Below are 13,242 nucleotides of genomic sequence, written 5' to 3' on the forward strand. Positions count from 1 at the left end.
ATATAATCTGTTGCAGTTGTGTAACTTTAGTGACAGTATTTGAATATAAGAAATAAGTTTCATACTCATAATAAAAATAGAGCGGCCTTCCAGGGCGCCAAAGGTGATAGCTATGGTCATTCGGCAGCTTCTTATTCTCTCGGCAGTCACAGCACTGCTATCTGCCTGCGATAGTGCACCAAATAGCGTTTCATCTCCTCCTAGCGGCTCTGAAATACAAACTGGCATGGTGTATGACAGTACGGTGGAAGGCCTTGCTTACCGCACCTCAACCCAAAGTGGTATCACTGATACGGGCGGCATATTCACTTATCGTTCTGGCGAGCGTATTACCTTTTCTTTTGCTGGAGTGGATTTGCCTGAGGCGCTAGCGCTGCCTCAAATGAACCCGCGATTTATTTTCGCATCCACGGCCGAACTGGCATCGAGCAATGACAATCGGGTCGTTAACTTTTCACGCTTACTGCAGTCGCTAGATGCCGATGGCAACTCAGCGAATGGCTTGGATATTCGCGAAGCGAGTGCGGCGTTGGCCGAGCGAAATATTGCCCTAAATTTGGCTGTAGAGCCGGATAGCTTTGCTGCTAATAACCCTGCAATTACTACGTATTTGTCTGAGAAAGGCCGAGCTTTAGTCGATGCCGAAGTGGCTAAAGCGCACTTGGCTTGTAGTGAGCAAGATGTGGCTGAGGGCCGCACACCAGATGGTATTTGTGACGGTAATACGCCTGCTTTATCGGCTAGCGATATCAGTATTCTTGAGGGTAATAGCAGTCATGTCATCAGCATGACATTTACCTTGTCGAGCACTTCGGCTGTGCCTGTGTCATTCGCCTATACGACTCAAGCAGCAACAGCTACTGCGGGCGATGATTTTGTTGATGCTGCAGGGGTAATAACGTTTCCTGCAGGAACACGTAATCAAACACTCGCCATCACCATTTTGGGCGATATTGCTCCTGAGGATGATGAGTTTTTCACTGTTAAGCTCAGTCAAGCTACGGGCTTAACACTGGTTCGTGACTCAATACGGGTCACTCTCCGTGATGATGATACGGTGGCGACACCTTTGCGTATTTCGGCGCAGCCCCTACTGGTCAATGAAGGCAGTGGCGGAGGCTTTACTCAGGCGATGTTGCGGATTGAGCGCCAAGGTGCACTGGATCAAGCGGTAAGCATTCGTTTGGTGAGTCGCGATGAGGGTAGTGCGCTGGCCCCTAGTGATTATGAGGCGATTAATCGCGAGGTGATCATCCCCGCAAATGACACGTCGATTTTAGTGCCACTGAAAATTGTTGCCGATGACGCCGTTGAGAATGATGAAACCTTCCTGATCGATATCACCAGCGTGAGCCCGCAAGCACAAATTATCGGCTCGCCAGTGCGAGTGACTATTGCCAATGATGATGTGGCTACAAGTCGTTCGCAATTGAGTATTGCTGATGGCAGCATTCAAGAGCCCGAAAGTGGTACTGCGCCTCTGCTAGTGACTGTCACTCGCTCTGGTGCTGCCAATAGTGCGGTAACCGTGCGCGTGAAAAGTGAAAATGGTAGCGCCGAGGCAGGCACAGACTATCTGGCGGTCAATCAACTATTAAGCTTCCCCGCAGGTGTCCTGACGCAGTCGTTTAACGTCACTATTAATGCCGATGCGATCAGTGAGCCGACGGAAACATTTACGCTACGTCTGAGTGAGGCGAGCAATGCAGATATTGCTGTTGGTGAAGCAATTATTAGTATTTTGGATCAGCCGCCAATAGCCGTTGCACCGACTATTACGTTGACTGATCGCTCGATTACCGAGGGCGACACGGCGCGTAACGAAACATTTACGCTTCAGCGTAGTGGTGATGTATCGCTGCCTAGTTCGGTGCGAGTGAGTGTGTTGTCACGAGCCGACGATACGGCGACAGCTGGTTCTGATTACGTGGCGTTAGATCAGCTCGTGCATTTCCCTGCGAATGCTAGCTCCGAAAGCATTGTTGTGCGTATTTTAGGTGATGACATTGTGGAGGCGAATGAAACATTTTCGCTTTTGCTCAGTAGCCCAACAAATGCCACTCTGGCGCGAACGGCAGCTCGCATCACGATCATTGATGATGACAATGCGGCGCTTCCAAGCCTGAGTTTACTGCCGCTAGAGCCAGTAGCTGAAGGCGACTCTGGGCTGAATGTGGTTAATGTGATTGCACAGCTGAGTGAGGCCAGTACCCAAGCGATTACGCTGACGTACTCACTTGAGGATGGCTCTGCCACTAGCCAGGGCCAACGCCGCGACTTTGATCCAGTGCAAAACTCGCAAGTGACTATCCCTGCCGGTGCAACACAAGGCTTGCTGCCAATCACTATTCGCGGCGATGCCTATGAGGAGCGCGATGAGACACTGACGGTGGTTTTGAACAGTGTCAGTGGTGCGCGATTAGGCACTAGCAGCCAAGTTATTACCATCAAAAATGATGAAGAGGCCAAGCTTCTGCAAGTCGGTGCAGCATCGCGTTCAGTAGCGCCGACGGATGAGCAGGTGGCAGGTCAAATGGAGGCTTATCAAGGTGGCGAGCGTCTTCAGCGCTTCCATTTAGGTGGTTATGGTTTTGGCCCATTCCAGTTAGTGCCAGGCTTCGGACCTTTCCCTGAGCTCACCTTTGGTGATGCACCAGTGTCCATTTCTAATGCGCCAGCGGGAGCCTCTTGTTTTAGTCATGAGTTGACCGCAGCGAAGCGTACCGAGTTGCATTGTGATGATGAAATCTCGGTGCGAGTCATGGTTATTCTTGATCCAAAATCCAGTGAGCGTGTGGCCTTTGTCACAGTCGATGCCATTGGTGCCGGTAACTTAATTCAAGATGCTATGCGTGCGGCAGTAAATAAAGCTAGCTGTGACGCAGGTGCTTGCATTCTGCCGCGCAATGTCTTGTTTGGTCAGACTCATACACATGCCGGTGCCGACTTGCAGGGCTTGTGGGGTGGTGTGCCGCGTGAGTGGATTAATGAGAAGTTGCTCGCCGGTGCTGCTGCCTCAACGATTGAGGCGATTGCGCAGTCACGGCCCGCGCAGCTGTCTATGTCGCGTAAAACAGTGCAGTTTAATAACTATCGTCGTCCGCAATATCGTGATGCCAAACATCATCAGACCGACAAAATTGCCACCTTGTTGATGGCAAAGGCTGATGATGCGGAGCCGGCTAGCAGTAGGCTATTGGCGAGCATGATGCAGTACTCGGCTCACCCCACTAGTGTCGGTGCAAATGACTATAAAATCCCTGGCGGCGAAGGAGAAGTGCTGCGTTTACCGCACCCAGACTATCCGTTGGGTTCAACGCGCGAGTTAGAGGCGCGCTTCCAAGGTACGGCGCTATATTTTAATGGCCCAATTGCTGACGCTTCACCTAGTGGCTCAACTGATGGTGCCACTGGCGATACCGTTTATGATCGCGTGCGTGCTCGAGGCAAGAACCTTGTCGATGCAGCACTTAATGATTTGGCTGCTAGTGCTGTTGCCATTGACCCTGTGCTGGAGGCGCGTAGCGCTGAAGCCATCTTGCCTGTCACCAACCCCTTGTTTCTGGGCGTAGGCCTGATAGGTCAGTTCAACGGTTACTATCAATTTAGCCAACTACCTTTCAGTGATATTCCGGGGCTAGATCAAATTCCAGCCGCGATTATTGAGGCCTTTGAGGGTGTGCAAAACCAGCTGCCACAGCCAGCACCCATGGCTCGTACCTATGTCAGTCGTGTCAGTCTGGGTACTAAAAATTCGGCTAACCCACTACAGAACCGCCTAGAGATTGTCACCATCCCTGGTGAGGCGACCGGTAGTTTTGGTCGTTATATTCGTGGCTTGGCGGAGGACTCTCCTGACGGGGAGCCGCTGAAGACGCAAACCATGCTGCTGGGGCTGACGCAAAATAGTTTTGGCTACATTATTCCTGAGGATGAGTTTAGCTATGTCGACCCTACGGGGGATGTTGTTGGCTATGAGGAAATTGTTTCTTTAGGGCCACTGACAGCACCTTTATTGCGCCTGCAAGCTTATAACCCGCTCTTTGATGTGGCTCCAACCGATCCACGTAACCTACCTCCAGCGCTTACAGATTGTGCGATTGCTTGGGATTTCGGCTCTTGCATCCTCGGTATTGGTCTGGATCGATTCATGCAGCTGCTAGGCCTTTCTAGTACTTTTGGTGATCTAGCAGAAACCGTTGCTGATGGCTGCCATGAAGTGGCTGGCCCATTAAGCCCAGCGTGTATTGTTTTTGATGGATTGGCTGAGCTGTTTGCAGTCATTCCAGATGTTCCGGCTTTTCCAGGCGTGCCTGGCGATGGTGGCGATCCATCAGCTCCCTCATTGGCAGCGCCAGCAGAGTTAACGCTATTGCCGGAAATCTTAAAGGCTCAAGCGACAGGCTGTGACTTTATTGATCCCGCCGCTTGCTTGTTGCCATTCCCTAACAACCATTTCACCAAGGCAGTGGCGAGCAACGACACCGGCATTCAGGTCAATATCAACCCACTAGCGCCGCCGCGCAATATTGCTGGCCGTCCTGTTGATGTCAGTGATCAGAATCGAGCTGACGGCTTCTCGCCAGGCCAAGCAATTATATTGCGCGTGCCAGGCTTGGATTTGGATCAAACTGCTAATGCGCGGCCAGTACCTCGCCTTGGTAAGCCGGGTGCAGGACAGGCTTCTGGTGTTGCAGCACAGGCGATGTCAAATAGCCTGCGTGCTAACTCCGCAATCATTATTTGGGATGCGACGGCTAAAAAACGTCATCTCGTTTGGGCGGAAATAGATAATAATCGTACGCGTTATACGCCCTGTGATTTGCCTGGGCCTGTGCAGACTGTGGCTGAATTGGCAGACTCTGCCGAGTTGGCATCTGCAATTCAAACCTTCCGCGATGGCTGTAATGGTGCGGCTAAACCACTAGTGTCACTAGTGGATGGTGTTGATCCAACAAGTGATCCAGGGCCAGCATTAATGATTCGCCCAGGCATTAACTTTGAGGAAGGGCACCGCTACATAGTGGCTCTGCGTGACTTAAGAGACGCAAATGGTGATGTCATTGCTTCAACAGCAGGCTTCTCTCTCTGCCGAGATACTAGCGATAGCCCTCTTCGTGCTATTCCTGTTGTGGGTAAGCGTTGCGGTGAGCTTGACGCTATTTTTGCTGAGCTTGAAAGCGAGGCAGCAATTGAGCGTAAAACGCTGTATAGCGCTTGGGACTTCACAGTGGCCAGTGAGCGTAGCCTAACTGGACGTATGCTAGCGATACGTGATGCCACCCTTAAAGGTAAGCTGCCTAGCTTCGCTATCGATAGCGTGCAAGATAATGCCTTTAATGCCGGTAAAGATGACTGCACCACGGCGGGCAACACGGATAACTGCATTGCCCGTGTGATTAAAGGCAAAATTACCGTGCCTAACTTTATCGACAAGGCGCAACTTCCAGCCGATCAGTTAAGTGCTTTGCCGGATCTACCTTTGGGCCCGCTAAGTACTAGTGACTTAGGCTCTGGGACGCTTGACCGGCAAATTGGCGGGCGCTTCTATTACGGTATAGAAAACCCCTTCCCCGGCCCATATGACGTGCCAAAGCCATTCCCGCTTCAGCCGACTGTGGATGTGCCATTTACCTGCCATATTCCGCGCGCGGCGTTTAGTGGCAGCACGACTGCCACTGACAATGCCAGCTACGATGTGCGGCCTTCACGAGTATCGCTCTATGGTCACGGCTTGTTTGGCAGTCAAAATGAAGTTGGGCAAGGCCAGCTGAGACGCTTCAGCAATGAGCATAACTACACGTTCTGCGCGCTTGATTGGGTTGGCATGTCCGGTGCTGGAGATGTCATCAATGCCCTCACGCTGCTGCTAGATATGTCGAATTTCCCGACGTTATCTGATCGTGTGCAGCAGGGCATTTTGCATTTTGTCGCGATGGGACGCTTACTGAAAGATCCTAATGGTTTGATCACAGATTCGGCCTTCCAAGCACCTGATGGCCGACCATTAATCGATAACCGCGATATTTTCTACGATGGTAATAGCCAAGGTGGTATCGATGGCGGCGTAGTTGTGGCGGTGTCACCTGATATCCATCGCGGCGCGCTCGGCGTGCCGGGGATGAACTACAGCACGCTCTTGCAGCGCAGTGTCGACTTCGATGGCTATGCGCGTGTGTATTACCCATCCTATCCCAACACCATTGATCAGCAGCTGACTTTAGGGCTGGTGCAGATGTTGTGGGATCGTGCTGAGAATAATGGTTACGCCCAGCATTTAGGTGATGGCGTGAGTACTGTCATGCTCGATGGTCAGCCCATTACCTTGGGCGAGCCTAATCACACACTGCCTGATCTTGATGGTCAGCCATTGCCTCCCAAAAATGTCTTGCTGCACCCAGCATTTGGTGATCATCAGGTCAGCATGACTACTGCTGAGGTCATGGCGCGAACGATCGGTGCCGACAACGTTGATGTTTATTATCAGCGCGTAGCTAAGTGTGCTGCGGGTGATGTTAGCTTTTGTGTTATCGATCGCAATGCCTTCTTGGCTGATCGCTACCCCGATACCGAGCCATACTTCGGTTTGCCATTGAGCATGCCGTCGAAAGCTGGCTATGGCGATGGCATGGGGTCGGCCATGATTGTCTATGACGGTGGTAAAACTCCGACACCACCTGCTGACAATACGCCACCGTTTGCCGGTGAGGATCCGCATGAGTACCCACGTAACAGCATCAGTGCGCGCTGCCAGAAGGCCCGATTCATGCGTACGGATGGCCGTATTATTTACACCGATTTGCTGAGCCTGCCAGCGAACTGTCCGGTGACAGATGGTCAAGAGCAACCGTTTACTGGCGATGCACCTGCGCTTGTTCCGGGCTCAGATGGCGGTGAGCCTCCTGTTGTAAGCGATTACGAGCCTGACTACGGCACCGGTATTATCGGTGCTATTGCTAAGTTCACTGCCTCTCTTAACAACGCGCTAATGGCTTTGTTGAGTGGAGATCCAGCGACTGCAGGCGAGCAATTTATTGCCGCTATGACGGGTCTAGGAGAGAGCTTTGCTAGTGTGTTGGCTGGCGATGACAGCTTGATCGCCGCTGGCAGCAGCGCTGCCGGTGCCGGTAGCGACCCAGTCGCTATTTTCGATCGATTTATGGATGGTGTTGGCCGCTTTATTGGTCTGCAGGACGACCCTATCACGGCGCTAACCAGCATAAAGCCAGCTCGTCATACAGAGGCGGTGGTGATGACTGGTGCTCAATTGCTCGGTTGGTCTACATTGCCAGCCGTTGGCCAAGGCTTTCCTTATCCATCAGGGGCAAATATTACCGGGCAGTCTGCAGAAACAGAGGCATTGTCGGCACTCAATGTTCTGCGCGATCCATTGCGTATTGGTGAGGTCCGAGATGCACATAACGGCGTGTTTATTTATCCCATCATTCCAGAGGCGCAAGTCCCTGTATTAGTGCCGGTTGAAGAGATTGCTGCTTACAAATGGAATGGTTTAGGTTTCGAAGAAATACCAGTACAAGTTGATGAGAAATTTACCTTCTTCTTGGCAAACTCGGGATCAACATTCTCTGTCTACTCAGGCACCGACCCTGAGCTTACCTATGCTTGGGATATTGAACGTTGGAACCCTGTGGATGATCGTGAAGAGAAAAATAACACGACAAAAACCAATCCTAACGTCTGCAACGCAGTGTACGAAGATCCAAAAAAAGACCCAGTTCCTGGTTTGGACATGGATGATGAAGTGGTCTTTATGGCCAGCGATGCCGGCAAAATGGCACCTCCAGGTGCACTGCCATCGGGCGTGAAGAAGACACAGATGGTGCGACTGATGGATGTTGCTGATCCTGTTGCTGAGCGTGTGGTTTACCTTGTGCAAAAAGAAGGTGGGTCTTCATTCAAGGGCCAGCATTACGTTAAGTTCAAGCGCAACGCAAATGCTGATCAGTGGATCGATAAGAGCTTTTTTAATCGAGATGATCCTGAAGCTCTAGGTGTTAGCAATACTAGTTATGGCCAAAACCTAAAAGGTAAGGTTTGCCCAAATGGCAGCCCAGAAACGGCGAAAGAGTCTGATGACCGTTTTGCTCGTGATGGCGTAGTAGTGTCCACCGATACTTATCGTTGGGAGGCTACAGGGCGTTGGATGGTGCGCGATATCCGTATCAAGGCGCCAGGTACAGCGAAGCCAGACTGGACGACTATCAAAGACTCACGGCCTGACCTTATCGATCGTTGGAAAGGTAGGGCTTTTCAGCAGTCACCGGACTCAACTATTTCTTTGGTTGGCTTCGAAGATGAGCAAGTGAACTGGGAAGCTAACTCCGTGATCTTGGGTGAGCGTTGCGGGCCTGTGCGCTGTATGCGTGAGGTTTGGGGGGCTGACTCAGGTACTAACGTAACGAAAACTGAAGTGTTTTATCGTGATGCCATTAGTTATCGTTACCTCATTCGTGTGCATCCGATTCCGCCCGATGGCCTCTACACTAGCTGGGACTACAATCGTAGTGCGATGATCCCAACGGCGGCGGAGCGAGCAGCTGGCGTGAAGGCTGGTCGCTACTACACGGTGCTGCGCCCACAAGGCGTGCCTATTGATGGCATAAACGATGATATCGGTCAGATCGATGCTATCGCGCCGATACCATTTGTTAACCAATGCATCACGGTTGATGGCCCTAAACCGCCGAATGCCAATGGTCGCTGCCCGCTATTTTTAGATGTTGCCGATGCTACATTTAATCTGCCTTTAGCCTTTAGTAACTGGGAGCAAATATCTGGCAAGGGTGATAGTGGCTCTATGGTCTATACCTTCCAGATGACAGGGGCTACGTCCTTAGCCAATCCGTTGGTTGTGCCATTTTATCGTGATGATGCCTGTCTTGATGACGGCACCGGCGATGATCCTGTCGCACGTCCATTCCCCGGCGAGGATTCATCTGATCCACGTGTGGTGAATGCGTACAAAGACTTAAATGGGGATGGCAAGGTGACATGCGATGAGCGCCAAGGTGCTTATGGTGCCAATGGCATTCATTACTTCGTCACTCATGACAGCGATAACGCCTTCTTGCCACTGTCTACAACTGAAGTAGACGGCACTCAATGGCAGATTATGGTGCCGACTGCGCAACCGAAGAATGTCGGTGATGCCTATGCCAATACCATACGGATTCCATTGATTCCGCTTGTTGTTCCTATCCCTAGCTTGCCCTCACTACCGAGTAGGTAAAGGGTGTAGATAAGAAAAAAGCCCGCATCTGCGGGCTTTTTGCTGCTTAAAAACTAGTTGTTTTCAACGACTTTAACAGGCCAGAGCAAGGTCATTGGCCGCTGCTTCAATTGCTGCAAAATCTCCTTTAGCAGAGGCCACCAAAGGCGAAACTTCACGCCGCGAGACTTCAGCGCCAACATCAACGCCAAGCTGAAGCTTACGCCCAAGTTCACCAGGCCGATGATGGCAATGCCAACACTGCTAACCACTATTACTTGCCAGCTCAAGGCGAAATCGAAAGCTACTAAGGCGTAGGCGAAGTTGGCGGTAGAGAAGGCGATATGGCGAATATCTAAGGGTAGCCCGAATAAAAAGCCGACGGTGCCCATGCTGCCGAGCATGATGCCGAAGTAGAAGTTGCCGGCTAAAGCGCCTAGGTTATGGTGCAGATACTTTGTGATACGTTCGCGGCGCTGTCGCGACATCCAGCGCAAAGCACGATGCGCCGTAATGCGTTCGGGGATGCGAGAGTAGACCGCTTTATTGTCGTAATAGCCGGAAATAATCCCCGACAAAAATAGGAAAAACCCGGCAATCGCTGCGTGAAAAATAGCGAGGCTATCAATCGGGCTAAGGTCATGTAGCAAATGATCAGCTTTGGCTGGGCTGATGGGGAAGTCGCCAAACCATTGCCACATCATGCCGACGGCAAGCGCAATCGGAAAGGCGACGCCGACATTACCAATAATGGCAATGAACTGACTACGAAACACATCTATGCAGAGTTTGGCGAGGTCGCCGAGATGTTTCTCTGGGCGGTGTGTACTGATTTGCTCAACACTTGAAGCCAGATGCGAAGCAGTCATTGCCGGCTGTTTGGTAGCAATAGTGCCGTGCAAGACATGAATAAGCATGAAGCCAAACGAGTAGTTAAGACTGTAAATAAATGCTTGCCCTAGCGGCGCTAGAGCGAGGCGAGTAGAAAAAATCTTCAGCAACGCCATAAACGCAACAATCACGCCGGCACGACCGGCTGAGCGCCACATATCAAAAAAGCCTGCACGCGTAGAGGTGACGTAGTGGTCGCCGGTTTCGCTGGCGTGTTCGGTGACGTTGCGCGCGAGCAGTTCGGTATTGCGCGAGAGCAGCGCTCGTAGGCTGTGGCTGTCGGCCTCGCTGCGGCTCATTTGTTTGACAAACTTAGCAAGGAGCAACGGGTGTGATGCGGTGTCGCCGGCAATAAAATCTAATAGCAGCTCCATGCGAGCCAGTGCTTGCTTCATGCGCACGATAAGATAGGTCAGGCTAATACTGACGCCATTTTGTTCAGTTAAGCGCTTAACTTTGCGTGTGAGCTCAAGGCATTGATCCATCAAAACTTGCATCTGGCGATGGTCGATGCCGTCCTCACGAAGCTCTTGTAGCAGCTCGCGCTGATGCCTAACAAAGCGCTCGGTTTCGTTGCTGAGCGCCATAAACGGCGACTCAAAGGACTCCACGGCAGGATATTTACGCACAAGTTCAGGCTCAAGACCCATTGCGCAAACTCGATGCGCGAGCACGCGTAAGGCATCAAGCTGCTCAAGACGAGTATGGCGTAGCACTGTTTTCGGGTGTGACCCAGAAAGCAGCATTTCAAACACGCTAGCCCACAGCTCATCAGGCACAGCTTCAATCCAGTCGGCGTCACGACCGCGACGAATCAGGCGCGCGAAGGCCTCATCGAGATATTTGTCGTCGCTAACGGGCGGCAAAATATGCTCGCCAATGCGCCGCCAAAAGCCCGCCGATAAGCCTTCGCTGCTCAGAATGCCGGTGTCGGTATAAAGATTAATTTGGCGACGACCGGCCAAGAGTGTATCGATATAGCGCTGAAGGCCGGCGCGTAATTCGGGGCGGCGACTGAGCAGCTCGAGCAGAGCACCAAAGGATTTATTGATGTCATCAAGGTTGTCGGGGCTGCTTGGGCGTAGCTGTTTGAGCAGTCGACCCAATGGGCGAAAAACGCCTACTTCTGGGTTGCGAGTTATCTCTTCTAAAATCTCTGTCAACATCTGATGGCGCTCATGGGGCCATCAGATGGCTAACAGCCCATATTAGTATGATTGGGTTTCATGCCTTAGAAGAGGGCGCGGAAGGCCCTCTTAAGGGAATGGATTTAACCAGTGAATGGCTGCGGCGAATGCGAATCGGTGCGAGCAATGAGCGCAGCGCAATGCGATTTTTATAAGCCAGGAAGAGCACGATAAAACCCAGTATCAGCCCGAACCCAATAAAGGCAGTCAAATAGAGCAGGAAGAAATCGTAGCTCATAATAGAGATCCTGTCGTAGGGTCGATGCGAGCGTTCAGTGCTTGGGATAAGTGTTCTGAGTAATCAGTGTAGCCAACAAACTCAGCGTTGTAGCGAATTTTTTCTAGTGTTTGACCAATCTCATTCGCTAAGACGATGATTTCATAGAAGGCGAATAAGGAGCCGACCTCCATTTTAAACAGCTTGCCCATCAATGTATCGACGTCTGAGGCCGGGCAGGCAAACAGGAATAGGTATAAATACTGGTTGTCGTTAGTGATAAAGATGCCGGGGCGATCAGGCCTAAAGGCGTCGAGAGCTGTCAAATGCGGGCAGTCCGAGCGTAGGGTGAGTCGCACGATAACGCTATCGATATTGGTGTTGGTGCTAACGCGCATGAACTCTTCGGCGGTGATGGCGAAGTCGATGGGCGTTTGATAGCCAACACTTTCAGTGGGCTGGGCACTGGCAAAGAATTGATCGAAGTCTGGCTCGATGACGCGCCAAAACCACTGACCTTTTAGTGATGAAATTACGCGAAAGCATTCGGATATTTCTAAGTCGCGGCGCAGCAGGCGTGTGGCGCCCATATAGTAAAGCTGCATTTCCTGCTGATAATTTAATGTGTCATCGACTTCGTGAATGACGATTTTCAAGCGCCGGCCACAGGCAATACGTAGCTTATGAACTTGCCGCGCGAGCACTTCAAATGCCTGCATTTCATAGTGATCAAGGATGACTGTGGCGGCAATGGCAGTCTTAGTGACTTCGTCCATGAGCTCGGCGGTATCATCAAAAATCTCCCAGTTAACTGGAGTACTTTGACCAAAGCGCGCAGGGTTCCAACAGCTGAGTACTCGATGCGCATCTTCGGCGCCACGCAGATTGTTTTCGGGCTGCTGGTGCAGGCCAAGTGTAAATAGCCTGCCATCTTGGCGAGAGCCCATGCCGTAGCGTGCATCCTCGAGAACGGTATTGGATGCGCGCCAATGATTGATGCGCCAGGTCATGCGATTATCATCACGCATGAGGCCGGCAAGGCCATCGAGCTCTTTGCTATGGCGCACTAGCACGGGCCAAATATGAGTCTCTTCGGCCATGATAAAAACGCCGGTGCAACGATGGTGACGATGCCATTCGCGCAAAATGCCGAGTTGGCGCAAGTTGGAGCTGCGCACTTCGGTAGCAAGCAGGCCACCAGCATTAAGATAAATAATGCAGTCAGCGCTCTGCGCCTTTTGAGCTTCTAGGCTTTCGAGGAAATCCCAAATATTACGAGATGGCTGGCTTAGCACTAGTGAGTCGATCTGCATGAGCGCGATGGCTGAAGAGTCTTGCTCATGGTCGCGAGCTAATGCCGACATTGGTGCAACCAACGATTGCGCATGCGGCGAGCAGAGCACGAGCCGGCTGCCTTGCTGCAAACCGTTGGTTAATGTGTCGATGGCCAATGGCGTAGTGGCTTGGCTGCTGGGTAGCGTGACGGCATAGAGCCCGCCTTGCAGCATCTCTGCGGCTTCGGCAGGCAGGCCTTCAATACCAATTGAGCAAGGCACATAAGTAGAAAGAATAGAGCGTTCAGCTTTTTGCTCACGGCTACTGAATAAGCCGAACATATCAAAGGCCATCACAACTCCTGCAAAAAGACAAAAAAACTCTCGTATATCCAGTATATAGTGAAACTATATTATTACGGTTGTCGGATTAGCGACGTTGTG

The 13,242-nt window shown here is 51.5% G+C and carries 4 protein-coding genes; 1 reads left to right on the forward strand and 3 read right to left on the reverse strand.

Annotation, left to right across the window (positions count from 1 at the left end; genetic code table 11):
- The first annotated feature begins 112 nt into the window (after positions 1-112).
- Entirely contained in the window at positions 113-9,250 is a 9,138-nt protein-coding gene (locus tag ACFQ0F_RS11495; RefSeq protein ID WP_379072362.1) for a Calx-beta domain-containing protein, read from the forward strand.
- 53 nt (positions 9,251-9,303) lie between these two features.
- On the opposite strand, the gene ACFQ0F_RS11500 is transcribed toward ACFQ0F_RS11495, so the two are convergent.
- From ACFQ0F_RS11500 to ACFQ0F_RS11510, 3 genes are read right to left on the reverse strand one after another with little or no spacing between them, the layout of a single operon-like run.
- On the reverse strand, positions 9,304-11,286 hold the full coding sequence (locus ACFQ0F_RS11500; RefSeq protein ID WP_379072365.1) for a site-specific recombinase: 1,983 nt from the start codon (positions 11,284-11,286) through the stop codon (positions 9,304-9,306).
- Between the two features lie 58 nt (positions 11,287-11,344).
- A complete protein-coding gene (locus tag ACFQ0F_RS11505; RefSeq protein WP_379072368.1) occupies positions 11,345-11,545 on the reverse strand; it encodes a hypothetical protein in 201 nt (66 codons plus the stop codon).
- A complete protein-coding gene (locus ACFQ0F_RS11510; protein ID WP_379072371.1) occupies positions 11,542-13,152 on the reverse strand; it encodes a BcsE family c-di-GMP-binding protein in 1,611 nt (536 codons plus the stop codon). Before ACFQ0F_RS11510 ends, ACFQ0F_RS11505 begins: the two co-directional genes overlap by 4 nt.
- Positions 13,153-13,242 lie beyond the last annotated feature (90 nt).

It is taken from the genome of Paraperlucidibaca wandonensis, assembly GCF_042677145.1.
GTDB lineage: Bacteria > Pseudomonadota > Gammaproteobacteria > Pseudomonadales > Moraxellaceae > Perlucidibaca > Perlucidibaca wandonensis.

Coding starts and splice junctions, on each gene's coding strand:
- ACFQ0F_RS11495 (WP_379072362.1), top strand. CDS start 113: ATGGTCATTCGGCAGCTTCTTATTCTCTCGGCAGTCACAGCACTGCTA.
- ACFQ0F_RS11500 (WP_379072365.1), bottom strand. CDS start 11,286: ATGTTGACAGAGATTTTAGAAGAGATAACTCGCAACCCAGAAGTAGGC.
- ACFQ0F_RS11505 (WP_379072368.1), bottom strand. CDS start 11,545: ATGAGCTACGATTTCTTCCTGCTCTATTTGACTGCCTTTATTGGGTTC.
- ACFQ0F_RS11510 (WP_379072371.1), bottom strand. CDS start 13,152: ATGGCCTTTGATATGTTCGGCTTATTCAGTAGCCGTGAGCAAAAAGCT.